This is a genomic window from Streptomyces sp. V3I8 (assembly GCF_030817535.1).
Lineage (GTDB): Bacteria > Actinomycetota > Actinomycetes > Streptomycetales > Streptomycetaceae > Streptomyces.
The window spans coordinates 3,743,070-3,768,706 of sequence record NZ_JAUSZL010000002.1 but is presented as its reverse complement, the minus strand read 5'-3'; the positions used below and the strand labels follow the sequence as shown (position 1 = coordinate 3,768,706).

The window sequence follows — 25,637 nt, the reverse complement described above, 5'->3', positions numbered from 1 at the left end:
CCCGCCGACGGAACCCCACCCGGGGCCCGTCCTGCGGGGTGCGTGCTAGCGTCGCGCGGATGGGGCAACGCCGCCCGCCGCGGGGCCCGGCCGAGAGTGGAACAACGGGACACGGGAGTGCCAGCACGTGGCGACAGCGGAGCCGACCCACGCCGACGACGCCGAGCCGGGCCGCGAGGCCGGCCCGCGAATAGGCGTGCGTACACGGCACGCCGACAACCCCGGCCCGGCCGCCGACCGGGGCACCGACCCGGCCGCCGACCTGCCCGGGGGGACCCCCGGGACCGGCGCGCCTCCCGGCGCCCGGGACGCGGACGACGAGTCCCGCGGCGACACCCCGGACGCGGAGGCCGGCCCCCGCGACGCGGACGGCAGTGATTTGGACACCCGAGACGCGGACGGTGGTGGCTCCGGCACCCGTCTGCGCCGTTTCCTGCGCCACCCCGCGGTCCTGGCCACCGCCCTCTCCGGCGTGCTCCACATCATCTGGTTCTTCACGTTCGCGAACAGCGGGGGCGACCTCGCGGCGCAGGACGCGTGGGCGGAGTTCGTGGGACGCAACCCGGGTTCGGCGTACAACCTGGCCTGGTACGGCGGCATGCACCCGGTGTCGTACAGCGTGGTGTCCCCGTACCTGATGGCCGTGCTCGGCGTGCGGACGACGATGATGGTCGCGGGGACGCTCTCCGCCGGCCTCCTCACGCTGGTGCTGATGCGCAGCCGGGCCGTACGGAACCCGGTGTGGCCGGCCCTCGCCGGAGTGTTCGCGCTGCTGTGCAACGCGGCCTCGGGCCGGGTGACCTTCGGCCTCGGCATGGTCTTCGCGCTCGGTGCGGCCGCCGTCGTCTTCTGCTGGCCGTACCGGTGGCGTTACAAGCGCTGGGCCAAGGCCCTGTGCGCCGCCCCCCTCGCCGCGGCGGCGACCGCCGCGTCCCCGGTGGCCGGCCTCTTCGTCGGCTTCGTCGCCGTGGCGCTGTTCCTGCAGAAGCGCCGCCCGGGCGCGTGGGCGCTGGGCCTCGCGCCCGCCGCCGTCGTGGGCGTCTCGGCCTGGATGTTCCCCTTCTCCGGTACGCAGCCGATGATGTTCGCGTCGGTCCTGCTGCCGTTCACGTACGCGGTGCTGGTCTTCCTCCTCGTCCCCGAGGAGTGGAAGACGGTCCGCATCACGTCGGCGGTGTACGGCCTCGCCGTCCTGCTCGTCTGGCTGATCAACTCGCAGATCGGCTCCAACATCAGCCGCCTGCCGATGCTGCTGGCGGGCGTCGCGCTGATCGCCGCGCTGCCGTTCACGGCGCCGCGCTCACGCAAGTGGTACGCGATCGTGGTGGCCTTCATCGGCATGAACGCCTGGATCGGCTTCAAGGCCGTGGACGACATCGTGCACACGACGCCCGCCGCGTCCTGGGCCCGCGAACTGGCCCCCCTCGTCAACCAGCTCCAGGTGGTCGGTGCCGAGAAGGGCCGCGTCGAGGTCGTACCGGCCCGCTCCCACCGGGAGGCGTCCGCCCTCGCCCCGTACGTCAACCTGGCCCGCGGCTGGAACCGGCAGGCGGACATGGAGCGCAACCCGCTCTTCTACGACGACACCCTCAACTCCGCGAACTACCACGAGTGGCTGCAGCGCTGGGCCGTCCACTACGTCGTCGTCCCCAAGGGCGAGCCCGACGGCGACGGCGGCGAGCGCGAGCGTGAGCTGGTCCAGCGCGGGATGCCGTACCTGAAGCAGGTCTGGGGCGACGCCAACTGGCAGCTCTTCGAGGTCACCGACCCCACCCCGATGGCGGACCCGCCGGCCGTCGTCACCCGCGCCGAGCAGGGCGAGGTGACGCTGGAGGTGAAGCGGGCGGGCCGGGTGCTCATCCGGATCCCGTACTCGCCGTGGCTCGGGCTGGTCGACGCGCAGGGCAAGAGCCTCAAGCCCCCGCAGGAGACCGAGGAGTCCAAGCAGCGGGAGGACGGGGAGCCGAAGGCGTACGACAACGTCAACGGCTGCCTGATGGAGACCGAGGAGGACGCCCAGGGCGACCGGTGGACGGAGCTGCTGGCGCCCCGTGCCGGCACGTACCGCCTGGCGGCCCCCTACCAGCTGCCCCGGGGCACCGGCTGCCCCGAGGAACTGCGCGAAGAGGTCCGCGGGGGCGGGGAGTAGGCACCCCGGGCCGCCGGGCGCCTGGCCGCTGGGCGCCTGGCCGCCTGGCCGCCGGACGACTGGCCGCCGGGCCGCCCGGCGGTCAGGACGCTCGGCCAGGTCCGGGCCCCCTCGGTCGGGTCGTTCGGTCGGGGCCCCAGGGCCTTCCGAGGTCCCAGGGCCTTCGGCCGAGGCGCCGGGGCCTCGGCCGGGATACCGCGGCGCTCGGCCGGAGTACCGCGGCGCTCAGCCGAGGTGCGTCTCGATCGCCGACACGACCTCGGCCGACTCCGGCTCGGTCTGCGGGGAGAAGCGGGCGACCACCGTGCCGTCCCGGCCGATCAGGAACTTCTCGAAGTTCCAGCGGATGTCACCGCTGTGGCCCTCGCCGTCCGCGAAACCGGTGAGCCGCTCGTAGAGGGTGTGCCGTCCGTCCCCGTTCACCTCGACCTTCTCGGTCAGCGGGAAGGTCACGCCGTACGTCGCCGAGCAGAACTCCGCGATCTCCTCGGACGAGCCGGGCTCCTGCCCCAGGAACTGGTTGCAGGGCACCCCGAGCACGGTGAACCCCTGCGCCGCGTACCGCTCCTGCAGCCGCTCCAGACCCGCGTACTGGGGGGTGAGTCCGCACTTGGACGCCACGTTGACGACGAGGACGGCCCGGCCCTTGTACTGGCCGAGGTCCGCGGAACCCCCCTGCAGCGCATCGATGTCGACGTCGAGGACGGAGGCGCCGGGGGTGGCGTCGGAGGTGGTGGCGTTGTCAGTAGTCATGAGCGGATGCTAGCCCCGGCCGGCCCGGCGCCGGGCCGCCGCCCTGTGCCCCGACGAGAACATCACCCTCGGCCGTCCGGTAGTAGAGGACCGACCGCCCCGCGCGCCGCCGCCCCACCAGCCGCGCGTCGAACAGGACCTTCAGGTGCCGGCCGACCGAGCCGAGCCCCTGCCCGGTGACGGCGACCAGCTGGCTCGTACTCATCGGGGAGCCGAGGAGGACGAGCACACCGGCCCGCGCGCCGCCGAGCAGCCCGACGAGACCCGCAGGCACGGACGCAGACGCAGACGCAGGGACAGGCACGGACGCAGACGCAGACGCAGACACGGGAGCGGCCGACGCCGACGCGGCCCGCGGCTCCCCGTGCGCCAGCACGCCCGAGCACGGGTACACCACCGCGTACCGGTGCGGCCGTTCCTCCCCGTCCTCCCACGACACCCACCCGCGCCGTTGCGGCGTCACCGGTACGAAGGCGAGCCCGGCACCGGAGATCTTGCGGGGCGGATACTCGTGCAGGTTGACCTGCAGGCGGTTCCCGCCGAGCCAGCGCATGCCAGGCCGCATCGCGCCGAGCGCGGCCGCCCAGCCCTCCTGGCTCAGCCGGGCGGTACGGGCCACGACGTCCGCCTCCAGCACGCGCCGGCGCCGGGGCCAGTCGGGGCGTACGGTCTGCGTCCACACGTCGGTGAGCAGGTCGGCGGCGCGGTCGGGAAGGTCGTCGCGGTCCCGCAGGACCGCGGGGAGCGGACCGCGCAGGGCGACGGCGAGATGGGCGCGGGCGGCCGCGGGGGAGGCTCCGCGCACCCGGGCGACCTCAGTGGCGAAGTCCTCCTCGCCGCGCGGGGTGGGCGTGAGGAAGTCGGCGATCCACTCGGGTCCGAACCCGGCCCGTACCAGCGCGGCGGTGACGGGATCGTCCGCCAGCCGCCGCGTGTAGAACGGCAGATGGGCGGCCAGCCAGGCCCGTTCACCGGGATGCGCGGCCGTCTTGACGTGCAGGGTCTTCAGACAGGCGAAGGTCTCGGCGAGCGGCGAGACCACGAAACGGCTGCTCGCGAGGGTGTCCGCACTGACCTGCCACCAGCCCACTCCCGCCCCTCCTTCGTCCCGCTGCGGTTTCGCACGGACGCGAAACTCTAACGCCCGCTCCGGCACGGGCCCGAGACTCCGGACCATGCCTGCGACCTCTGCGACCTCTACGTCCTCTACGACGTCCATGACGTACGGATCCCTCTTCCGTACACCGGAGTTCACGCCCCTCTTCCTGACCTCCTCGGCACAGGTGGCGGCCCAGACGATGAGCGGCCTCGCGCTCGGCACCCTGGTGTACCGGGCCACGGACTCACCGCTCCTGTCGGCCCTGGCGATGTTCGGCCCGTCGCTCGCACAGGTCCTGGGCGCGACCACGCTCCTGTCGGCGGCCGACCGCCTGCCGCCCCGCGCCACGATGACGGGCACGGCCCTGGCGTTCGCGGCGGGTACGGCCCTCCTGGCGCTCCCGGCCCCGCTCTGGACGCTCTTCGCCGTGATCCTCGCCCTCGGTCTGGTGGCCTCCCTGGGCGGCGGTGTCCGCTGGGGCCTGCTGAACGAGATCCTCCCCGAGGACGGCTACATCCTGGGCCGCTCGGTCTTCAACATGATGAACGGCGTCACCCAGATCACGGGGTACGCCACCGGCGGCGTACTGATTGCGCTCCTGTCCCCGCGCGGGGCCCTGCTGACGGCGGCGGCCCTGTACGCGACGGCCGCGGCGGTCGCCCGCCTCACGCTGACCGCGCGCCCGCCGAGGGTCACGGGCCGCCCCTCGGTACGCGCGACGTGGCACACGAACAGGACCCTGCTCTCCGCGGCCCCGCGCCGCCACCTCTACCTGGCGCTCTGGCTCCCCAACGGCCTGATCGTCGGCTGCGAGTCCCTCTACGTCTCCTACGCCCCTGCGCACGCGGGTCTGCTCTTCGCCTGCGCGGCGCTGGGCATGCTGACCGGGGACGTGGCGGTGGCCCGCCTGGCCGGCCCCGTCCTGCGCGCCCGGCTCGGGGTCCCGCTGCTCCTGCTCCTGGCGGCCCCGTACCTGCTGTTCGCCCTGCGCCCCGGCCCGCCCGTCGCCGCGGCGCTCGCGGCCCTGGCCTCGGTGGGCTTCGCCGCGAGCCTGCTCCAACAGGAACGCCTCATGGCGCTGACCCCGCCCGAACTGGCGGGCCACGCGCTGGGGTTGCACTCGTCGGGAATGCTGGCCGCGCAGGGGACGGGCGCGGCGCTGGCGGGCACGCTCGCTCAACTCACGTCCCCGGCAACGGCGATGACGGCGACGGCGGCGGCCTCGGTCACCGTGACGCTGGCCTTGGCGCGGGGACTGGGACCGGTACGGCTCAGCGCGCCACGAACTGGGTGAGGATGGCCTGGACCTCGTAGATGTCGACGCCCTTGGTGAAGGTCTTCTCGATGGGCGTGGGCGTGCCGGAGATCCAGATCTTCAGCTCGGCGTCCAGATCGAAGGTCCCGGCGGTCTCGACGGCGAAGTGCGTGATGCTGCGGTACGGCACCGAGTGGTACTCGGTCTTCTTCCCGGTGATGCCCTGCTTGTCGACCAGGATGAGACGCCGGTCGGTGAACAGGATGGTGTCGCGTATCAACTGGAAGGCGGCGTGCACCTGCTCGTCGTGCCCGAGCAGCCGCGCGTAGTCGTTCTGGGCCTTGCCCGGGTCGACGGTATGGGCGTTTCCGAACAGTGCCATGACGAACCCCTGTCAGCTGTGGACATGCAAAGTCCCAAGAGCCTCGCACCGTGGGCGAAGGGGAGCAATGCCCTGTCCTCCCACGGCCCTGCTCAGTGCCTTATGTGCGGCTTCACCCGCTCTGCGCCGGTGCGCCCAGCAGCGCGCCGAGATCGGCGGTGTCACCGGCCGGCGGGGCTGTGATGGCGACCGGCTCATTGACCGCGAGGAAGGTGACGGTCATGTCGACCGGCTCGCCGACGGTCGGCTTGAGCGGCTTCCCGGCGGCGCTGTAGCGCGCCTTGTAGGAGTCGCCGAACAGGTGGAACCGCTTGGCGCGCCCGTCCTCGTCGATCCAGAGGTCCATGGTGAGTGACTTGTCGAGCCACAGCCCCAGGAACTGATCGAGGCTGTTGATCTGGCGCTCCCGGGCCGTCTTGCCCTTGGCGGTGTCCCTGGCGGCGCGCATGCCCTCACCGGTGACCGTTCCTCTGTAGTGCGTGGTCCGGGCGCCGTGGATCGTCTCGGCTCCGACCTTCCGCACGTTCTTGGAGCCGGTCAGAAGCGTGGACTGCGTGATCGGGCTGCCCTCGATCTGACGGGGCAGCATCTTGTAGGTGTTGTTGTCGACGGAGTAACGGCCCCAGGTCGCCGGTCCGAGACGGAGCCAGTCCTTGTCGCCCAGCTCCTCGGTGTCCACCCCTGTGGCGCCCGACTTCACGACGTCGATCGCACTGCCGCCGACGTACAGCGTCCTGCCGACGTACCGGACCTTCATCGGACCCTTCGCACGCAGGGCCGAGGTGGTCATTTTCATGCTCATGGCCAACGGTGCCGTCCTCATGAACGCCTCGGCCGTCAGCCGTCCCCTCTCCGGCACGGACCCGGTGATGCGGTAATGAAGGGACGTGATGTCGTCGGAGTCCTCCGCGGCCTTCGCCACGGCCTCGGCGGGCGTCAGGACCGGCGCCGCTTCCTTCGCGGCCGCGCCGGTTCCACTCCCGGTGCCGGTGCCGCAGGCTCCGGTTCCCCCGCCGAGCAACACGATTCCAAGGCCCGCACCCGCCACTCTCCGCGACACGGACGGACGGACGAACCGGCGTTCGGGCATCCCCATGGTTCCCCCCGGAACAACTGGTTGATCACGCAAAGGCTGCGAGGGTATCCCGGAACTCGCCGAGGACCTCTTGGAGGTACTCGCCCACGCCCACGCCCACGCCGACGCCGTCTCTCTTCGCCCTCGTCTTCACCTTCGCCGGTTGTTCAGGGGCCGGTCGGCCTCAGGGACCGGACGGCGTCGTCGATCTCCAGGTCGATCAGGCGCTGCGCCTCGATCGTCCGGTCGTCGAAGACGCCGGTGAGTTCGAGGCTCACGATCCCGTGGACCCGCGTCCAGATCAGGATGGCGGCGCGGGCCAGGACCGGCGCGGTGTCCGCCCGTTCCTGCGTACGGGCCCACCGCCGCAGTTGCCCGTCCAGCGTACGGTCGCCGCTGGTGCCGTCCGCCGACGCGGGGTCCTGGACGGCCGCGAGCAGGTCCACGAGCAGCGCCATCGCCTGATCCAGCGGGGTCCGCGCGGTGACCTCGCCGGGCACGTCGCCGGTCCGCTCACCGAACAGCATTCCGTAACGCCGCCGGTACCGCAGCGCCCAGTCGCGGTACGCGGTGACGATCAGCCGTACCCGCGTGGCCGGCGCCTTCCTGCCGCCCTCCGCGGCCTGGCTCATCGCCGCGGCGAGTTGCTGGTAGGAGAGCGTCACCAGGTGCGCCACCAGGGCGTCCCGCGACGCGAAGTAGCGGTAGACCGCCGGTGCGGACATCGCCATGCTCCGGGCCAGCGCCGCGATCGACAACGCCTGTACGCCCTCCGCGTCGATGATCGCGAACGACGCCTCCTCGATCTCCTGGAACGTCTGGGCCCGTAGCCGCTCGCGCCTGCTCACCGTCCGCGTTTCGTTAGTCACCGTCGCATCGTAACGGACCACGCAAGTACTGACGCCTCGACATCATGCGACGAGCCGTAACGCATCGACCGGCCACGGCTCTGATGCGATGCGATGCGGTCCGCGACGCGATCGATGCCGGAGCCGTGGGAGGGCTCGTGCGCCGAGCCGCCGGTTGACTTATCGGTTGACGCAACACGATAGATCGATGCATAGTTACGACCATTAACAGAGTGACGAATAGTCGCAATGCTTTGAAGGGATCGGCCATGACCGAGACGAATGCCACCGACGAGACCACCGTGACCGCCACCGAGGTGGTGCTGCCGGGCAAGGTCGCGCCGTCCGGCCTGCAACTGGTCCAGCGCGCACTGCCGTCGCCGGCCGCCGGTCAGGCCCTGGTGCGCGTTGAATCGACCGCCGTGTCCTTCGCCGAGAGCGCGATGCGCAGAGGCCGCTACTACGGCCAGCCCGCGTTTCCGTTCGTGCCCGGCTACGACCTTGTCGGCGTCGTCGAGGCCGTCGGCCCCGGTGTGGACCCCGCCCTGCTCGGCCGACGGGTGGCCGCGCTGACCAAGACCGGCGGCTGGGCCACCGCCGTCCTGCTGACCGCCGCCGACCTGGTGGAGGTACCTGAGGGAATCGGCCCCGACGAGGCGGAAACACTGATCGTCAACGGCCTGACCGCCTACCAGATGCTGCACCGCCGCGCGAAGGTGCGGGCCGGGCAGACCGTGCTCGTGACGGGCGCCGCCGGCGGCGTGGGCTCGGTCCTGGTGCAACTCGCCCGGGACGCCGGCGCCCGCGTGATCGGCACGGCCGGCTCGCGCCACCACGAGGCGCTGCGCACCCTGGGCGTGGAGCCGATCGACTACCGGGACCCGGACCTCGCCGCCCGCGTCCGGGAACTGGCCCCCGACGGCGTGGACGCCGTGTTCGACCACCTCGGCGGCGCAAGCGTCAGCCTCTCCTACCGACTGCTCAACCGCACCGGCACGCTGGTCTCGTACAGCATCGCGGCCGCGCTCGACGACACCCGTCCCGTACTGCTCGACTTCCTGCCGCTGCTGGCCAAGCTGGCGTTCTGGAACTACCTGCCCACACGCAGGCACGCGGGCTTCTACGACATCTGGGCGGGCTCCGGCAAGCCGGACTCGGCCAGGCGCGAGGCGTTCCGGGCCCGGACGCGCACCGACCTCACCCACGTCTTCGGCCTGCTGCGCGACGGCGTGCTCACCGCAAAGATCGCCGCCCGCTTCCCGCTGGCCCAGGCCGCCGAGGCCATGGAGATGGCGGAGTCCTCCGGCCGCCCCGCCGTCGGCAAGATAATCCTCGCCCCCTGACAGCCTCGACAGTGCCCGCACCCGCACCCGAACCCGCACCGGCGCCCGCCGACGGACCGACTGATCTACTTACCTACCAACCCGACCCCGCCGGGCCCCGGCCTCACGGACCGGGACCCGGCGACAGCGCGCATTCGGCCGGTTTCAGGAGCACCGGGTGCTGACGCCGCCGGTCTCGTCGCCCTTGAGGTAGATGCCGCTGACATAGCCGACGCCGCCCGCGTTCAGCGGCAGGCGGATCCACTTGTCGTTGGTGATGCCCTCGTCGGTCACGCTCTCCCCGACCACCCAGCAGTGCGCCGGGTAGGACTCGTTCGCCTTCACCGAGCTGACGATGCCGCACGACCTGGCCGCACAGGAACGGACGTTGGCATCGGTCCACGCCGTCACCGTCGTAGAACCCTCACCCCCACCGTCCGGCATGAAGGTGACGTCCACCCAGTCGTTGTCGGTCATGCCGAGGCCGTCCCAGAAGGTGCCGTCCGCGACGTCGATGCCGGCCGGGTTGGCGGCCCGTCGGCCGAACTCGTCGAGCCCGCCGTTGTAGCCGTTGAGGTACGCCGCCTGGGCCTCGGGAGTGCCCTGCGGCAGGTCCCGCCACATCTCCCGTTGCGCGGGCGGGTTCCAGTAGTCGTCCCGGGTGTTCCACGGGCCGACGTCCCACACGGGCGCGGTCTCACAACGCCCCTGGTAGCACAGACGCACCTGGTACTCGTGTCCGCCGTTGGTCGCCAGCATCCGCCGCGAGGGCAGGGCCACGAAGTGGTCGCGGGATTGGATGACGTGACCGTTGGCGGTGGTCCCCCCGGTGAGGCCCTCCCGCGTGGCGAACAACCGGTAGGTGGGACCCGACGCGGCGGCCGACATGCCGTTCTCCGGGACCTGCTGCGGCGCGGGCTGCTCGGCCGCCGCGGCGACGGTGACGCCTCGGACGGTGGGTGACGACCCGCCGGGGACGCCGCTCAGGGTGAGCCGGATCTGGAGGAGGGAGACCGCCTGCGGCAGCCGGACCGCGCCGGCTCCGTCCGCGGCCCGCCACTGCGTCCAGGTGCCGGGGTGGTTGCTGCCCCGGATCTCGGTCCGCACCCTGGTACCGGTGGGGACCTCGGCCTCGGTCCGCACGGTGAACGCCGTGAGCTGACGGCCGAGGCTCCTGCCGGGCGACGTGTAGACGGCATGGGAGGCGCCGGGCACCGACGGTGTCCGGACCGAGCTGTCCTCGACGGTGATCCCGTCCGGACGGCGGGCGACGTTGCCCCGGTCGGCCTCCGGCCCCGTCAGGTCGATGCGCCAGCTGTCCTGACGTTTCTGGTCCTGCGCCGCGGCGGGCGGCACCGTCAGGCCCGTCAGGACGAGCAGCAGACACAGAACCTGCGTTCTCCACAGCGGCGTACGCCACTTGGTACGCGCGGATACGGCACGCACGGATTCCCCCTCGGTCTCGGTGGATGCGGACGACGGTCCAGGAGTACCGCCCTTTGTGGGCAACGTCTCTCCGTAAACTTCCGGATGCCCCGGGGGACCGCCGCGCGCCTAGGGTCCGTGGTCCGGCCCCCGGTCCCCGTCCCACAGCGGGCAGGGACCGGACCACTGCACCCCGCGGCTCGTCGGAAGCCGCCACCTCACGGGAGGAACCCACGTGCGTCTTGGTCTGCGCGGCATGAACCTGCGGGCCGGCCTGGTGGCCGCCGCGGCCCTGTTGCTGCCCCTCGCGGCGGCCACCTCCGGCCACGCGGCGACGAACAGCCCTACCGGCGCCGGCACCGCTGCCACCGCCTTCGCCGGCTCCTGCCCGGCCGCCGGTGTGGTCAGTCAGGGCTACAGCAGCTCTCACGACGGCGTCGACATCGCGAACTCGCTCGGCACCCCGATCTACGCGGTCGGCGCCGGCGAGGTCATCGCCTCCGGTCCGGCTCAGGGCTACGGCCAGTGGATCCGCATCCTGCATTCTGACGGCACCGTGACCGAGTACGGCCACATGTATCAGCGGGACGTCTCCGTCGGCCAGCAGGTGTCGGCCGGTCAGCGCATCGCCCTGATGGGCAGCGAGGGCGACTCCACCGGCGTCCACCTGCATCTGCGGGTGCGGGTCGGCACCTCCACCACGATCCGGGGCATCGACCCGGTCCCCTACCTGGGCGACCGCGGAGTCGGACTGCCGTGCACGCCCGGTGAGGGTGAGGGTTCTACGACGGTGACGGCGTGGACCGATGCCAACGTCCGTTCCTGTGCGGCCAGGTCGTGCGGCATCGTCAGCTCGGTGAAGGCGAACGAGTCCTACCCGGCGCACTGCTGGGTGGTCGGGGAGAGCGTGACCGACGAGGGCATCACCAACGACAAGTGGATCCGCCTGCCGCTGAACGCGGGCGGCGTCGGCTATGTCAGCGGTATCTACCTCAAGGGCGACGAGACCGGCGGCGTCAGCGCCCAGTGCTCCTGAAACCGGCTGCGCCGATCCGCCGCTGTCGAGGACTAGCGCGCCGATCCGCCGCTGTTGAGGACCGCCGCGGTGACCCGTTGTTCCGGAGGACCGCCGCGGCGGTCCTCCGGAGCCGGGCCGTCGCGGCTCAGCCGGTGCAGGCGGGGACGGTGGGGCTGCTCCTGGTCCGCACGTCGGGCAGCCAGGCGGTGGTCCGCACGGTCTTCGGGCCCTTCTCCACCTCGGGCAGCCGCACCCGGTACCACCGCGACGACCTGGCACCCGCCTCGTCGGCGACGGGAACGCCTCGCGCCAGACCGCACTCGACGGTGAGGACGTCGCCGTGCCACACCCGGGTCTGCACGACGTTGTCCAGGACGTACGGCACGGTGGGCTTGATGGCCAGACCGAGGCTGCACATCGGATGCCGATCGGTGCGGGCGCGGCACTTGTCGTCGGCGTTGTACACGGTCAGCCGCACCTGCGACGCCGGAGAGTCGCCGCCGGAGCCTCCCCACTGCCACCAGGCACCGCCGCCCGCACCGAGCAGGACCAGCGCGGCACCGGTGGCCAGGACCACGGTCCGCCTGCCGGTCCGCGGGCGGACGGCGGGGCTGCCGGCGTCCCCGCGCCCGACGGCCCGGATGCGTTCCAGCAGGCTCTCCGCCGTGTGCGCCGCACGCTCGGTGTGCGCGGGCAGGAGGCAGTCGGCCGCCAGGGCGCGCCAGAACTCCGGCACCACGACGTGCAGCCTGAGCGGCGCCCTGCCCTCGGCGTACTCCTGGACCGCCGAGGCCCGGGCGGTGAAGGTGGCTCCGGGGAAGGGTGAGGCCCCTCCGCTGAACAGCTGGTGGATCATCACGCCCAGGGCCCACACGTCCGCGGTGGGCCGGACCTGTACCCCGCGTTCGTCCAGCGGGGCCCTCCAGCGCTCGGGGGGCAGGTAGTCCGGCGATCCCAGGGGCGGGATGTACCCGTGGGTGCCACGCGTCCCCTCCAGCTCGACGGCGAGACCGAAGTCGGAGAGCCGTGCCGAACCGTCCGCCATGATGAGCACGTTGTCCGGTTTCAGGTCGCCGTGCACCCAGCCGAGCCCGTGCAGGTGGGCCAGCCCCTCGCAGATCTCGGTCAGCAGCCGTTCCGCCTCCGGCAGGGGGCTGCCGTCCGCGGCGTCCAGCAGGTCCTGCAGGCTGCTCTCGGCCCGCTCCATGACCAGGACGACGGCGCCGTCCAGCCCGGGCACGTCGCAGTCGCCCAGCACCACGGAGTCCAGCAGCGTCATCAGCCGGGGATGGGGGGCGCGGCTGCCGAACCCGATCTCGCGCCGCGCCGTCTCCGCCAGTCGTTCGGCCTGCCGGGGAGCCAGCCCCGAGGTCGGCAGGAACTTCAGCGCGACCCGGCGCCCCGCCTCGCCGCTTCCTTCCGCGGCTCCCGCCGGGTCCGTGGTTCCCGCCGGGTCCGTGGTTCCCGCGGAGTCCACGGCCCCCGCAGCATCCGCCGGGTCCGCCGGGCCCACCGGGCCCGCAGTGGTGTCGCGGCCTTCGTAGACGCGTCCCCAACCGCCGTCGGCGATCGGCTCGGTCACCTCCCAACGGCCCACGCGAAAACCCCGGGGTATCCGGCCGGCCGTCTCACCGGTCTCACCGGTCTCACCAGTTTCGCCGCCACCCGATCCGCCGCCACTTGATCCGTCGATCCCGTCGATCCCGCCGGTTCCGTCGCCGTCCGACCCGCCGATCCCGCCGTGACCCGGTTCGCCTGTTGCCCCGTCGACCGTCTCGTCGTACTTCTCGACCGCGCCGCTCACCGGTGGCCCCCGGGCCGTGGTGGTTCCGGGAAGGGGGCACCCGGGGTGCGGGACGGCAGCAGCGCCAGGTGCTCCTCGCGGACCAGGCCGAAGCGCAGCGCGACGCCGACCACGGCCTCGCGCTTGCCGGTACGCCGCGCACCGCTGCCCGCGGCGCCGACGTCCTGGGGTCCGCGCACCCGCAGCTTCTGCTCGGCCAGGTAGTCGATATGGGCGTTGACCGCCCGCGCGGTCAGCCGTGTCAGCGCCGGGTGGGTGCCGATGCGTTCCACGACCTGCGGGGTGGTCGGCACGGAGACGGCCGACTCGTCGCGCAGCCGCGGTTCGCAGAGGGCCACCAGGACGAGGAAGTACGTGGCCGTCTCGTCCAGGGAGTACGCGTTGAGGGTACGGGTGCCCCGGGCGCCGCCGGGATCGTCCGCGTCGAGGTAGACATGGTCGGGCGCGAACACCTGGAAGCTCACCGTGGAACCCCGGGTGGGCAGCACGACCCGGGCGAACTCGAACGGGATCGGCGCCCCCGACCGGCGCGGCGGGACCCGCAGGTACTCCCCGGCACCTTCCGGGTTCTCGACCAGGTAACTGTGGGTGGTGGAGTAGTTGGTGAGCTGCCAGTGGTCCTCCGCCACCAGAATCTCCCCGGCGAGCCGGGAGACGGCCGGATCGGGCAGCAGCAGTTCGACCGGATGGGCCTTCGTGCCCCGGCCGAAGCGCGCGGCCTCTCCCGGTCCCAGGCGTCGGGTCGTCGTCGGCTCCGTGCGGTGCGCTGACGGCAAATGAATCAGTATACCACTCATCTGCAGGTCTTCCTCCCCCGTGATCGGCTGGTCAAGCCGCCGGGCATCATAGCCACGGGGGTGCGCTCCGTGCGGGCCGTTTGACGTTCGGCGGCTGGATTTCGCCGGTGGCCGGGGGCGGCCGTCTGTCCGGGACGGCGCGCGGATCCGTCCGGGACGGCGCGCGGATCCGTCCGGGACGGCACGCGGAGAGGGGGCGAAGGGTTCCGTGGAGTCCGTCCCGCAGGAGACCTCCGCCGCCGCTCGTCCGGTACTTCCTATGAGGAACAGACGGGCACGCCGGGGAGCTGATTGCCCGGCGAGCTCATATAGATGTTGGTCACGTAGCCGCCGTACTGGGGGAGGTAGGCCCACCACGCGTTCGTGTAGGGCGGAAAGCTGACCTCCTGGCCCAGCTTCTGGCACTCCACCAGGACCTCCACACCGGCCGGCAGCGTCGTCAGCGGAGCGGAGTCGACGGTGGTCGGCCGCGGACGCACGTTCACGCCCGAGCTCCAGGTGCCGAACCAGGTCCCGGCCGGGCGGACGGCGCCCGGCACGTCGAGGGCGCGGGTGAGCCGGTTGACCGCCGTGTAGGCCGTGCCGTACGGGGTCCCGTCGGGGTGCAGGGTGAACACGGCCACGATGGTGCGGTCACCGGCTCCGACCGTGCCGGTGGTGTGCAGCGCCTCCTGGGTCAGATCGACCGCGGCGGCGGACCGCTGGGCGGACGGCCGTGCGGACGGTTGCGACGATGCCGATGCCGATGCCGATGCTGATGTCGCTGTGGCGGCGGTCGTCGGGGGTTTGGGGGTGCAGCCGCCGGAACTGCCGAAGCCGGACCAGCCCTGCTTGACCGCCCACGGCCGCTCGAAGGAGCCCGCGATGCCGAAGTGCTGGTCGAACCCGTCGGTGCCGCAGCGCGTCGACTGCCGCAGGTTGCCCATCACGTAGTCGCGCACCGGCGTGGAGGCGGTGTCCAGGATGTACCGGTAGATCTTCACCGTGTCGGCGGCCGACACGGCGACGTACCCCCAGGTGTCCTCGTACCCCGCCGGCGGGGCGGCGGTGTCGGTCAGGCCCAGCTGCGCCACCGTCCGGTCGATGATCGCCGTCCGTCCACCGAGGGTCCAGTAGTGACTGGCCGCGGTGTCGTCACTGCTGCGCAGCATCGAGTCGAGCCGCGTGCGGTCGGCGGTGGACAGCGTGCGGGGGTCGTGGGTGCGCAGGTAGTCCAGGGCGATGAGCAGTTTCACCACCGAGGCGGAGCGGAACCGCATGGTCTCGTTGTGCCGTTCGGTGAAGGTCCCGGTCGTACGGTCGAAGACCGCGACGCCGGCGGTCACGCCCGCCGGTACCTCGACCTGCGTGTCCCGGACCGGTGCGGCGGCGGCCCGTGGTGCCTCGCTCAGGCCCAGCACCGTCGCGGCCAGTGCGAGGGCGGCGACGACGGCGCCGAGTCGCCGCAGCCGTGTCCTGCGCCGGTCCGGCGGCCGGTCGGTGGAGGCTCCGCCGTGGCGGGGGGTGGTCGGACTCTTCACAGTGGGTTCCCTTTCGTCGGGCCACCGCGGCTTCGCGGCGCGGGCACGGACACGGGTACGAGCACGGGTACGGGTACGGGTACGGGCAGTTCCGCGTCGGCGTAGGCGCGGGCGCTCCTCGTCTCGAACCGTTGGCGACGATGTCCCTTCACGTGTTCACGCGTTCACACATGCGCGCATTCACCCATGCACGTGTGCGGGGACACCTGTCCTCCAGGGCCGTGGTCCGCATACGGGTCGCAGGCGGCGGGAGCACGCTAAGGCGCTCACCGCCAGCGCACCATCCGGAAGTTGACAGGGTGGCCGCAGCGACGTGCCGGCCCTCCGGAACCGCCCGCGACCGGGCCGCCCGGCCATATCCCACCGGCCCGCGGAGCGTCATTCCGCGAATTTCCGGATGACGCGCCCCACCACGCCCGGGATACGTTCCGCAGCGTTCGGCCGGGCTTCACACCATCGGCCGGAGCCACGCGTCCCGCCCGGACCGCGGACCGCCACCCAGCGGCGGCGGGCCACCACCGACGACACGAGGAGTTCCGATGAGCGGAAAGGCTGCGCTCCGGACGCTCGCCGTGACGGGCCTGCTGCTCGTCACGGCCTGCTCCGCCGCCGACCGGCCGTCCGGGGACGAGAACGCCGGCGGTCCGCTGCGCACGGGGCTGACAGACGTGGAGCGGGGGCACCTCGGCGAAGCCGAGCAGCGGCTGGTCTCCGGCTGTATGCGGGACAAGGGCTTCCGGTACGGGCTCGACGTCGGCCAGGACAGGCCGAGCGGCGAAACACCCGAACGCCGTTTCGGCTCGGACGACATCGCCTGGGCCCGCCGGCACGGATACGGCCTGGCCGAGGCGTCCCGGTCCGGCGACCGGGACGGAAAGACCGCGACCGGGACCCCGGCTGAGACCGCGACCGGGACCGCGGCTGAGACCCCGGCCGGGACTGCGGCCGAGAACAACCCTCAGGCACGCTACGTCGCCTCCCTCACGTCGGGGCGCAAGGCCGCGTTCGACCGCGCCCTGAACGGCACCGACCGCGCCGCGATCGTCGTCCCGGCGCCCGGCCGTGGCCAGATCTTCACCAGTGCCGACGGCTGCCGGGCCGACGCCCGCCGACGGCTCTACGGCGACCTGCGCAAGTGGACCGAGGCCAAGGCGGCCGTGGTGAACCTGGAGTACCTCACCTTCGACGCGGTGGTGGCGGAACCGCGGTACACCAAGGCGCTGGCCGACTGGCACACCTGCATGAAGGCACGGGGACTGGACTACTCGAGCTCTTCGAAGGCCATCGGCGCCGTCGCGAAGGAGAACCGGTCCCGTGCCGCCGGGAAGGCGTGGAAGCGCGAGGTGACCGTCGCCGTCGCCGACGCCGAGTGCAACCGTACGGCCGGACTGGCCAGGACCGGCACCCGCCTGCAAGGGGAGCACGTGCGGGACGCCGCGCGCCACGAGTTCGCCCGCCAGACCCGCTACTACACCCGGGCGGTCACGACCGCACTCGACCGAGCCCGCTCCGTCACCGGCTCCGACTGAGGCTGCCCCCACCGCCCCACCGCCCGACTGAACCCGCGTGCCCGACCGCTGTCGGCATGGGCACGGGCACGGGCACAGGCCCCGGCGCACGCCGGAGGCAATCCACCATGAGGAGAACGTCATGCGCAACACCAAGCGCACCCTGCTGGGACTGGTCCTGGCCGCCGCCCTGGTTCCGATCGCCGCCACCACCGCCCAGGCCGGAGGCACGACCCCCACCTACAGCCGGCACAACCCGGGCAACTGCTCGCAGGGGTCCCTGTGCGTCTACAGGGGGATCAACTACGACTTGGGCGGCGTCGGCATCGCCGAGTTCGAGTACAACAACCCCGTCTGGTCCGACACGGACAACAGCTACATCGCCCATGAGGACTCGTCCTGGTACAACAACGGCAACCCCGGCGCGTACAGCTCCGTGGTGGTCTACGCGGACAACGGCTACGGCGGCAACTCCTTCTGCCTGGACTCGGGCTGGGGCAACACCTGGGACAGCGTGGCGAACGACCAGGGCGAGGCCAACCGCTGGGTGGACGGCACCTGCTGAACGGCCCTTGCTGACCCGCGCCCGCCGCTCGCGCCGACCCGTCACCGACGCGAGCGGCCCGGCACCCGCTCCGCCCCCGATCGGAGACGTTCGCCCGGCTCAGTCGAGCGGTGTCTCCCCGAACCGTGATCCGCTCGCGAGGCCGAAGTCGGCGGAGCCGAGGGACATGGAGCCGGAACCGGTGAGACCGGAGGACGTACCCGGCAGGGCCCACAGGCCTCCGCCGCGGTCGTTCTCGAAGAAGGCGGCCACCGCCAGGTCGGCCTTGCCGTTGTCGTCGTAGTCGGCGAGCCGGACCTGGGCGCCGAAGAGGTCATCGGTCTCGGCGACACCCGGTACGCCGGTGCTGTCCTGGGAAATGCGCACGACTCCGGACTGCGAGACACCGGAGGCGGAGCCGCGGAACACGGTCACGTCGCCGGCATTCTTCAGGTCGCCGAGCTGTTCGCCGTTGGCGCCGACCACCAGTTCGGCCTTGCCGTCGCCGGTGATGTCGCCCACGGTTGCTTCCCAGTTGAGGAGCTGGGCACCCGGGACCGTCATGTGAGGAGCTGTGTCACATCCCTTGTGGGGCCGGGTTGGGGCTGGGGTGGGGTCAGGTTCGGGCGCGGGCCCCCGGCACCACGGACCGATGAGGCCGAGCGGCTGCGGATCGAACGAGGGCAGCGGGCACCACGGCGCCGGGATCCGAGCCGGCCTTTACCGCCGCGTTGCGGTAGTGCCGGGGCGAGGACCCGACTTCACGCCGGAATGCTGTACTGAAGGCACTTTCAGACTCATAGCCCGTTGCAGCTGCCAGTTCAGAGATGGACAAACCACTGTTGCGCAGAGCGTCCCGGGCCAGGGTCATTCGCCATGCAATCAGGTAGGTCAACGGGGGGACACCCACTTTGGTCTTGAACGCCGCGGCAAACACCGAACGTGACATCTGACCGATCTCAGCGAGTTCGGCGAGCGTCCATCGTCGGCTCACCTCGGCGTGTATCGCCCGCAGCGCCGCCCCGACGCCGTCTTCGGCCAGCGCTGCGAGCCAGCCGCTGGGTTGTTCGTTGCTGTCGGCATGCGCCCGCAGCATGTGGACGAAGATGATCTGCGCAAGGTGCTCCAGCACCAAAGACTTTCCGACGTCGGGCGATTCGATCTCGGATACCAGCAACGAGGCGAGGTTCATGAACAGCGGTCCGCGCGGATCGCCGGCCCGGACAAGGACTACCCGCGGAAGCGCATCGAGCAGTATCGCGGTGTCGCTGCCGTCGAACGTGAAGTCGACGCTGCATGTGTACGAGTCCTCGTCCGCCTCGGTCCCGATGCGGAATCCCCTGCCGGTCGTGTTCCGCGGCAGCGTGGTGGCCGGGCGTGCCACAACCTCTTCGAGCGAGCTGCTCAGCGTGTACTGCGGAGGGTGACCAAGCAGGTAGAAGTCCCCTTCGTCCAGCAGCACCGGCTCAAGACCGTCGAGTCTCAACCAGCACCGGCCTTCGACGACAACGCCGAGTTTGACGTGAGGAAAGGGGGCGAACCGCACGGCCCACGGACCGGCGGCGTGCAGCGGTGCCGGCACGACCGTGCGTGGACGGAGCAGCCCCATGACTCCGGCCAGCGGATCGTGAGGACCGAGCACAGCACGATCCGAGGACGATACATAAAGAACTTCGGACTCCACGTTATGGACCGTACCAGGGGGCTTGTTGATGATGGTGCCAGTCCAGCTTCTGCTGGAACGGCTCGGAACAGCGTCATAGCCGGGCGCAACAACCCTGGTGTTTAGGAGCGGACTGTGCGTTATCGATACCTCGGCCGATCGGGACTGCGTGTCTCGGCGCTCTCTCTGGGAACCGGAAACTTCGGAGCCGGCTGGGGGCACGGCGCGACCGTTTCCGGGGCGCAGGACATGTACGACGAATATCGTGCGGCCGGCGGAAACTTCATCGATACCTCCAGCAACTATCAATTCGGGGACGCGGAGATCTATCTCGCCGACATGATCGCCTCACATCGCGACGAGGTGGTACTGGCAACCAAATACGCAACGGGCACCACGATGGACAGCAGCCTCCAGCTGACCGGTAACGGCAGAAAGTCGATGGTGCAGTCGCTGGAGGCGAGCCTGCGACGTCTGAAAACTGATCGAGTGGACCTGCTGTGGGCCCACGCTCCCGACTACGCGACTCCCATCGAAGAGATCATGCGCGCCTTCGACGATCTCGTCCGTTCCGGCAAGGTGCTCTACGCCGGCCTGTCCAACTTCCCCGCCTGGCGGGTCGCGACAGGCGCGACGATCGCCGCGGCACGAGGCTGGGCACCCCTGGTCGCCATCCAGACCGAATACAGCTTGGTCGAACGCGCCGCGGAACGCGATCTGCTGCCGATGGCGGAAGGCTTCGGACTGGGGGTGCTGGGCTATTCCCCGCTCGGCGGAGGCATGCTGACCGGAAAATATCGCCGAGGCGAAACCGGCCGCGCGCAGAGTTCGATCAGCCAGTTCCTGCACAAAGAAGAGGACGACAACAAGGCCGCCGTACTCGACACGGTGGAAGCGATCGCCCAGGAAGCGGACGTCAGTGCCGAAACGGTGGCGCTCAGCTGGTCGATGGCCAAGGGAGTCATCCCGATCGCCGGCCCACGGACGACCGAGCAGCTGAAGACCAACCTTGCGGCGGCCGAGCTTCAACTGAGTCCGGAACAGATCGACAGGCTCGACACTGTCAGCGCACTGCAACTGGGCTACCCGCACCACATGAAGACCGACCCGGGCGTCGTCCAAGCCGTCACGGGAGGGAAGGCGAACCTGCTCGACGTCCCTTCCTTGACCATCCCCTAGACGGTACGAGGACCGGCGCCTCGCTCGTGGAGCCGGACGCAGGTTGCCGCTGGATGAGCCGTGGGCGGCATCACGGCATCACGGCGTTCGGCAGGACGGCAGGGCGGGGTGGGTCGGGGACGGTTGTTCCAGGTTCTTCTGGCCCCACCCGGCCGTCGGACCGTCCGTGGCTTTCAGCGAAAAATCAACGTCAGGCAGTTGATCTGGACGGCGTGGGCCGCCTGGGTGCGGAGAAGGCCCCGCCCTTCGGTAGCCGAGGAGCGGGGCCTTCTGCCCTGCTACTTGTCGGACGGCTCGTCGCCCCCGAAGCGCGCAGGTCATGCCACTCGTCGATGGTGCGGCCGATCTGCCGCATCAGTTCACGTGGCTGCGCGAGAAGCAGAAAGAGTTTCGTGGCGCCGGTCGAGCGGACGGCGTATCCGCGGTTGGAACACGCGGTGTCGGCGCGGGAGTTGCCCGCCTCGGCAGCACGAATCCGGGAGGCAACGGCGCTGCCCCGGTTCGAGGCCCCGTCAGTGGCGGGCCGGGGAGGGCACGGAGGGCGGCGGTGCAGGGACTCGGCCGTTCAGCGGCTCCGGTCGACGCGGTCGACGAAGTCGCCGACCGCGGTGGCGAAGGCGGCGGGCGCCTCCTGCGCGACGAAATGCCCGACGTCCGGGATCGTGACCGCGGTGACGTCGCCGGCGACCTGGCGCATCGTCCGCTCGGTGAAGGGGGCGTTGATGCCGTCGACGGCGAGCACAGGAACGGTCAGCGGCCGCGACTCGGCCAGTGCCCGCATCCGGTCGCCGCCGGTCAGGGAGGAACGGTAGAGCCCCTCGGTGCCGCGCCAGCCGCCCGACCGCGCGTAGGTGCGGGCGAACTCGTCGAGGTCGGCCTCGGTGACCCCGCCCGGCACCGTCGTCATCGCCGAGACGGCCCAGTCGAGCATCACTCGCTCGCGGCCGGCCAGGAACAGCTCCGGAATTCCCGGGGCGGCCAGGAATCCCACGTGCCAGGAGCCGCCGTTCCTCACGTCGGCCAGCATCTCCCAGCCGTACCCCGGAAGGGTGGTCTCGACGCCGGTGAAGCTGAGGACGTCGCCGGGGTGCGTGGCCGCGAACGCGAAGACCGGCCCGCCGCTGATGTCCTGGCAGGTCACGTGCACGGGCCCGACGCCGAGGTGGGTGACCAGCCAGTGCAGGTCCTCCGCCATGGTGGCCAAGTCGTGGTCGCCGTCGGCGATGCCGGAGTCGCCGAAGCCGCGCAGGTCGACGGCGAACACCCGGTGGGTGGCGGCGAGCAGCGGGATGACGTCGCGGAAGGCCCACCAGGACTCCGGCCACCCGTGCACCAGCAGGATCGGGGAGCCGGTGTCGCCCGCCGAGACGTAGTGCAACGTGGTGCCGTTGACCTCGGCGGTGTGGTGCGTGACGCCCGCCACGGAGGGCGAGGCGGTCACGAAAGAGCTGGTCATACGATGACTCCCAAGATGGACAACCAGGTTGACCTCAGTATTGGTCAACCTAGTTGTCCAAGTCAAGGGAAGATCTAGACTGTGGTCATGTCCTCACGATCCGGCGCCGATCTCGCCCTGCTGCTCCTGGGCAGCTATCGCAATCTGGTGGACGAAGTGGTCCGGGAGCTGGCGACCCGGGGATACCCCGACGCCCGGCCGTCGCACGAGTACGCGATCCGGGCCATCCGGGCCGGCGCCGACAGCGCCTCGGACTTGGCCCGCAGGCTCGCCATCACCAAGCAGGCCGCGGCGAAGACGATCGCCGCGCTCGTCGAACGCGGGTACGTCATCACCGAGACCGACCCCGCCGACAGCCGCCGCAAGAACATCCGGATCACCGATCACGGGATCGGGCTGATCACCGAGGGCACGGCGATCTTCGACGAGGTACGGGCCCGCTGGGAAGCGCGTCTGGGCGCCGCCGAACTCGCCGAGCTGGAAACGCAGCTCGCCCAATTCGTCGGCGACTCGCCCATCAACCTCGACGCTCCGGGCTGGGCGGCGGGACAGGAACTGCGCTAGCGGTCAGCCGAGGGCCGCGGTCGGCCGGTCGGCGCCGCTTCCGGAGCCACCGGAGACATCGGCGGGGCCGAATCCGGCGCCACCTGAAGCATCATGCCGCCGCTGGTCAGGACGGTCACCTGCTCGTCGGTCCGCAGGGCGGGCAGCTCCGGCGGAGCAACTTCCGGGAAAACTGGGTCAAGGCCAGGAAAGCGGCAGGTGTTTCGGCCGAGCTGCATTTTCACGACCTACGGCACACGGGCAACACGCTGGCCTCCACGACCGGAGCCGGCACACGCGAACTGATGACTTGCATGGGACACAGCAGCTCGCGCGCCGTGCTGATCTATCAGCACATGACCAGCGACCGTGACCGGGCCATCGCCGATCGGCTTGGGGCCAGGATCCGTGATGGTGGGGGAGAGACGGCCCCCGGCTAAGAATTGTCCTGAAGGTCTTGGCAGGGTCTTCAACCCCTGGCGCCCGTAGATATCGGACTGCCAGGGGCTGATCGCGTGGGGTAGAAACGGTGGCATGGACGCCGCAGCACTTGCCCAGATGCTGGACGAGACCTTCGATCACGCCGTCGTGCACCACGGATACACCAGCTACATGCGCGACTACGAGGTCATCGTCTACGTGACGGCGGATCCCCGTACCGACGTCGAGCCGGCCTATCTGCGGTACCTCTTCCGGCACTGCGTCGAGGCCCGGTGCGAATCGTCGGTGCCTTCGGAGACTTGGCGCGCCTCTCTGGATGACCGCCTCATCGACCATGAGGCCGGTGCCGACCTCGACGGATACGTCTGGGGTGTGAAGTGGCACTCCTTGTACCCAGGTGCGAAGGTACTTCCTGAGTCGGAAGCGACCCGTCATTGGGCGCAAACTGTCGGGATCGACTTCCATGAGGTTCGCATCGAGACCAATGCGCACCGTCTCACCCTGCTGTTCTCGGACTTGCAAGTCAGCGAGGTGCCGGACGGGTATGCCCCCTTCGTCACGGAGTAGTCGGCAACCTTCCGCGCTGACGAGACGGCGAGTGCGAACGTAGTGGCACGCGTGTGGCACGAGCCCGAACACGACGAAGGACCAGCCCGAGAGGAAACCCCTCCCGAGCTGGCCCTTACTGCCGTGCCCCGGCAGGATTCGACCCTGCGACACCCACTTTAGGAGTTCGATCCGAGCACGTACCCACAGTGCCCCTGCTTGATCGGATCGGACGTCCAGGGCCGCGCATGGGTGCCTACGTCCGGTGCTGTTGATGTCACCTGTGGATGTCAGCGACCTTCTGATCCGTAGCTCTGTAGACCAACCGCGGACGGTCCAGAGACGGCCCAGCCTGGCCTGGTGCAGGGGCCGCGTTCGGTGACTGGGGCGACCGGCGGCGGCTGAAGCTGGTCGCTTCCCGCATGTTCCGGAGTCGGCTGCCAGGGCCGTGTCTGCGCCAGGGCGACATCCCGTCACAAGGACAATGGGAGCGCCCGTAGGGAAAGATGCGCATCAACCAGTGTCGAGGAGAGGGGAATTGATCGGTGGAGAGATTGCGGCGGGCGTTCCTGCGTTTTGACGAGCGCTTCGGCGGGACCGAACCGCCGCCCCGAGTGCAGGTGTTCTTGGCCCGGCATCCGGTGGGTACAGGAGTAGTCCATGGCGTCTTCCAGGGACTGCTGTTTGCCGCGGTCCTGTCCGCTTTCGACGATCCGGGGCGCATGCTGCAGGCGGTGCTGGTGGGGCTGGGCGCCGGGCTGTTCGCCTGGCTCGTGTGTCGCTTTGAGCGCCGACGCCAGGCTCACTACGAGCGCAAAGGGGGGTTCCGGTCGGCTCCTGTCTATCCCGTCGAGAGTGATGCACTGCCCGTGTGGCTTGAGGGCCTGCTATGGATCAGCCACTGGTCGATCTTCACGGTGGTCCTATGGCTTGTTGGACAGCTGAAGGATCCGCCAGACAGCTGGCTTCGGAGTGCGATCCTCGCCGGGGTCATCATCATCGGAGGCTGGGCGGCCCGGCTGTTCAGAGATCGTAGACGGCGCTGACCGCGAGGCCCTGCGTGACGCGAATCAAGTTCGCGCTCTTAGCTTGGGAAGCTGAGAGCAATCGCGGATGATTTGAGGACTGAGCTGGGCAGATGTCCGGGACAGGGCTTGGCGCGGCCCCGTTGCTTTCACCGTGATTCCCCACTGTTCCCCGCTGGATCTGGTGCGGTTGTGGTGCATGTGCACGAGGTTTGTCGTCGAACAGTGCAGGGATGATCCGCCGGGTCTGCGCTCTGGAGCGCAGACCCGACGTGGGCGGTTCCGGTGCGGGTATGTAGTCCTCAGACGTCTCAATGCTGGGGGGCATATGAGTGGGATAGTTGACCAACTACCGACACTGTTGGGCGTCGTAGTCGGTGGTCTGATGTCCTACGTGGTTGGGGCGCTCACTGAGCGAAGCCGATGGCGCAGGCAGCAGGAGACACGTTGGGATGGCCAGCTCCTTCAGGCTTACAGCGATTACGGCCATGCAGTGAAGGAGTGCGCGACTCGCTACCTACGGCTTGCTGCCTACCGTGGTCTAACTGATCACCCGGCACCCCTTGAGCCGACAGACGGGGAGTTGGAACAAGCCGCGGCTGCTGAAAGCCGGCGGTCGCTCATGGTGGAGGCCCTCAGTCTCCTAACCAACGCTGAGACCGCTGAGTCGGTGCAAAAACTCAATCGTTGCGTTTGGCATCTCGAGTGGCTCGTCCGCGGTCAGTTGGCGGGCGAGCCATCGTCGTGGGCACAGGCCTTCAGTGACTACCGAACTGCGCGGGTCGAGTTCTACGAGCGTGCTCGGCGGAGCCTTCAGATAGCAGAGATGAGGCCCTTACGCGAAGCACCCTGGCCTCCACCTTGGCGGCCGGTCCGAGAACCTTCTGATCCGTAGCTCTAGATAGATCGGTCAGCGACGGTCATACAGGCCACACTTCGGGTGTACAAGGACGCCATAGGACGGGACCGATTGCTGTGGTTGCTGTACTTCGCTGCTGTATCGCCACCTCAGGACCTCATCCTTGTCAGGTCGTTCCTGGGCCAGATCACCCACGGCAACGCTCCAACACTGCGTACTGCGACGCTGCGGCGGCTGACGGTAAATGAGCTCAGACGGCATCCCGTCGATCCGGATTCGCGTTCCGTGCCGTTCTGTTCGCGATTCGTCTTGCAATGCCGCCGTAGAATCGCGCCAAGCCACGTTGCAGTGCGAACTGGATGAGGTGCATGGCGCCGTAGAGGGCCAGAGAGCCACCGGCAAGCATCCCCCAGAAGGCCAAATTTC

At 70.3% G+C, this 25,637-nt stretch carries 23 protein-coding genes; 11 read left to right on the top strand and 12 right to left on the bottom strand.

All coding sequences use genetic code 11. The features are described from left to right. Nucleotides 1-127: 127 nt before the first annotated feature. Nucleotides 128-2,149 (top strand): MFS transporter, encoded by a 2,022-nt coding sequence (locus QFZ75_RS16475; RefSeq protein ID WP_307537721.1) that lies wholly within the window; start codon nucleotides 128-130, stop codon nucleotides 2,147-2,149. A gap of 225 nt (nucleotides 2,150-2,374) precedes the next feature. Here the strand turns inward: QFZ75_RS16475 and QFZ75_RS16470 are convergent, their stop codons facing one another. Both QFZ75_RS16470 and QFZ75_RS16465 read right to left on the bottom strand, forming a co-directional pair. Then, entirely contained in the window at nucleotides 2,375-2,902 is a 528-nt protein-coding gene (locus QFZ75_RS16470; protein WP_307537719.1) for a glutathione peroxidase, read from the bottom strand. Next, nucleotides 2,892-3,992, bottom strand: a complete 1,101-nt coding sequence (locus QFZ75_RS16465) for a helix-turn-helix transcriptional regulator (RefSeq protein ID WP_307537717.1) — start codon at nucleotides 3,990-3,992, stop codon at nucleotides 2,892-2,894. The genes QFZ75_RS16470 and QFZ75_RS16465 overlap by 11 nt, the downstream gene beginning before the upstream one ends. A 127-nt stretch (nucleotides 3,993-4,119) precedes the next feature. On the opposite strand from QFZ75_RS16465, the gene QFZ75_RS16460 reads away from it, so the two are divergent. Further along, a complete protein-coding gene (locus QFZ75_RS16460; protein WP_307537716.1) occupies nucleotides 4,120-5,295 on the top strand; it encodes an MFS transporter in 1,176 nt (391 codons plus the stop codon). Here QFZ75_RS16460 and QFZ75_RS16455 read toward each other — a convergent pair. The 3 genes from QFZ75_RS16455 to QFZ75_RS16445 all read right to left on the bottom strand — a co-directional run bounded on the left by QFZ75_RS16455 (nucleotide 5,273) and on the right by QFZ75_RS16445 (nucleotide 7,582). Further along, complete coding sequence (locus QFZ75_RS16455; protein ID WP_307537714.1) at nucleotides 5,273-5,638, bottom strand: PH domain-containing protein; 366 nt, start codon at nucleotides 5,636-5,638, stop codon at nucleotides 5,273-5,275. The genes QFZ75_RS16460 and QFZ75_RS16455 overlap by 23 nt on opposite strands. Before the next feature lie 112 nt (nucleotides 5,639-5,750). Beyond that, a complete protein-coding gene (locus QFZ75_RS16450; protein ID WP_307537712.1) occupies nucleotides 5,751-6,662 on the bottom strand; it encodes a hypothetical protein in 912 nt (303 codons plus the stop codon). 218 nt (nucleotides 6,663-6,880) lie between these two features. Continuing rightward, on the bottom strand, nucleotides 6,881-7,582 hold the full coding sequence (locus QFZ75_RS16445) for a TetR/AcrR family transcriptional regulator (protein ID WP_307537711.1): 702 nt from the start codon (nucleotides 7,580-7,582) through the stop codon (nucleotides 6,881-6,883). Between the two features lie 248 nt (nucleotides 7,583-7,830). Here QFZ75_RS16445 and QFZ75_RS16440 point away from each other — a divergent pair, with 248 nt between their 5' ends. Continuing rightward, nucleotides 7,831-8,904, top strand: a complete 1,074-nt coding sequence (locus QFZ75_RS16440) for a medium chain dehydrogenase/reductase family protein (RefSeq protein WP_307537709.1) — start codon at nucleotides 7,831-7,833, stop codon at nucleotides 8,902-8,904. A 144-nt stretch (nucleotides 8,905-9,048) separates the two neighbouring features. On the opposite strand, the gene QFZ75_RS16435 is transcribed toward QFZ75_RS16440, so the two are convergent. Beyond that, complete coding sequence (locus QFZ75_RS16435) at nucleotides 9,049-10,329, bottom strand: SH3 domain-containing protein (protein ID WP_307537705.1); 1,281 nt, start codon at nucleotides 10,327-10,329, stop codon at nucleotides 9,049-9,051. A gap of 214 nt (nucleotides 10,330-10,543) precedes the next feature. Here QFZ75_RS16435 and QFZ75_RS16430 point away from each other — a divergent pair, with 214 nt between their 5' ends. After that, nucleotides 10,544-11,344, top strand: coding sequence for a peptidoglycan DD-metalloendopeptidase family protein (locus tag QFZ75_RS16430; RefSeq protein WP_307537703.1), 801 nt, complete (start codon nucleotides 10,544-10,546; stop codon nucleotides 11,342-11,344). A 127-nt stretch (nucleotides 11,345-11,471) separates the two neighbouring features. On the opposite strand, the gene QFZ75_RS16425 is transcribed toward QFZ75_RS16430, so the two are convergent. The 3 genes from QFZ75_RS16425 to QFZ75_RS16415 form a co-directional block, all read right to left on the bottom strand. After that, complete coding sequence (locus QFZ75_RS16425) at nucleotides 11,472-13,130, bottom strand: serine/threonine-protein kinase (protein ID WP_307537701.1); 1,659 nt, start codon at nucleotides 13,128-13,130, stop codon at nucleotides 11,472-11,474. Next, a complete protein-coding gene (locus QFZ75_RS16420; protein WP_307537700.1) occupies nucleotides 13,127-13,927 on the bottom strand; it encodes a serine/threonine protein kinase in 801 nt (266 codons plus the stop codon). Before QFZ75_RS16420 ends, QFZ75_RS16425 begins: the two co-directional genes overlap by 4 nt. Before the next feature lie 257 nt (nucleotides 13,928-14,184). After that, nucleotides 14,185-15,375: a hypothetical protein gene (locus tag QFZ75_RS16415; protein ID WP_373466047.1), complete on the bottom strand. Its 1,191-nt coding sequence runs from the start codon at nucleotides 15,373-15,375 to the stop codon at nucleotides 14,185-14,187. Nucleotides 15,376-15,986: 611 nt separating this feature from the next. Between QFZ75_RS16415 and QFZ75_RS16410 the strand changes: the two genes are divergently transcribed. Together QFZ75_RS16410 and QFZ75_RS16405 are read left to right on the top strand one after the other, a co-directional pair. Beyond that, a complete protein-coding gene (locus tag QFZ75_RS16410) occupies nucleotides 15,987-16,976 on the top strand; it encodes a hypothetical protein (RefSeq protein ID WP_307537698.1) in 990 nt (329 codons plus the stop codon). Between the two features lie 121 nt (nucleotides 16,977-17,097). Continuing rightward, nucleotides 17,098-17,520, top strand: a complete 423-nt coding sequence (locus QFZ75_RS16405; protein ID WP_307537697.1) for a peptidase inhibitor family I36 protein — start codon at nucleotides 17,098-17,100, stop codon at nucleotides 17,518-17,520. Between the two features lie 99 nt (nucleotides 17,521-17,619). Here the strand turns inward: QFZ75_RS16405 and QFZ75_RS16400 are convergent, their stop codons facing one another. Beyond that, entirely contained in the window at nucleotides 17,620-18,063 is a 444-nt protein-coding gene (locus tag QFZ75_RS16400; RefSeq protein ID WP_307537695.1) for a hypothetical protein, read from the bottom strand. 52 nt (nucleotides 18,064-18,115) lie between these two features. Continuing rightward, the gene (locus QFZ75_RS16395) at nucleotides 18,116-19,183 is read right to left on the bottom strand and encodes an AraC family transcriptional regulator (RefSeq protein WP_307537694.1); all 1,068 of its coding nucleotides are present in this window, start codon (nucleotides 19,181-19,183) and stop codon (nucleotides 18,116-18,118) included. Nucleotides 19,184-19,297: 114 nt separating this feature from the next. Between QFZ75_RS16395 and QFZ75_RS16390 the strand changes: the two genes are divergently transcribed. Continuing rightward, nucleotides 19,298-20,341, top strand: a complete 1,044-nt coding sequence (locus QFZ75_RS16390) for an aldo/keto reductase (protein ID WP_307537693.1) — start codon at nucleotides 19,298-19,300, stop codon at nucleotides 20,339-20,341. A gap of 565 nt (nucleotides 20,342-20,906) precedes the next feature. On the opposite strand, the gene QFZ75_RS16385 is transcribed toward QFZ75_RS16390, so the two are convergent. Next, nucleotides 20,907-21,797 carry an alpha/beta fold hydrolase gene (locus tag QFZ75_RS16385; RefSeq protein ID WP_307537691.1) on the bottom strand — a complete coding sequence of 297 codons (891 nt, stop codon included), beginning with the start codon at nucleotides 21,795-21,797 and terminating at the stop codon, nucleotides 20,907-20,909. 87 nt (nucleotides 21,798-21,884) lie between these two features. Here QFZ75_RS16385 and QFZ75_RS16380 point away from each other — a divergent pair, with 87 nt between their 5' ends. From QFZ75_RS16380 to QFZ75_RS16365, 4 genes are all read left to right on the top strand, one after another. Beyond that, the gene (locus QFZ75_RS16380; RefSeq protein WP_307537690.1) at nucleotides 21,885-22,361 is read left to right on the top strand and encodes a MarR family winged helix-turn-helix transcriptional regulator; all 477 of its coding nucleotides are present in this window, start codon (nucleotides 21,885-21,887) and stop codon (nucleotides 22,359-22,361) included. Continuing rightward, nucleotides 22,295-22,780 (top strand): tyrosine-type recombinase/integrase, encoded by a 486-nt coding sequence (locus tag QFZ75_RS16375; RefSeq protein ID WP_307544539.1) that lies wholly within the window; start codon nucleotides 22,295-22,297, stop codon nucleotides 22,778-22,780. The genes QFZ75_RS16380 and QFZ75_RS16375 overlap by 67 nt, the downstream gene beginning before the upstream one ends. Before the next feature lie 94 nt (nucleotides 22,781-22,874). Then, nucleotides 22,875-23,348, top strand: coding sequence for a hypothetical protein (locus QFZ75_RS16370; protein WP_307537689.1), 474 nt, complete (start codon nucleotides 22,875-22,877; stop codon nucleotides 23,346-23,348). 524 nt (nucleotides 23,349-23,872) lie between these two features. Continuing rightward, on the top strand, nucleotides 23,873-24,373 hold the full coding sequence (locus QFZ75_RS16365) for a hypothetical protein (RefSeq protein WP_307537688.1): 501 nt from the start codon (nucleotides 23,873-23,875) through the stop codon (nucleotides 24,371-24,373). Nucleotides 24,374-25,637: the final 1,264 nt, after the last annotated feature.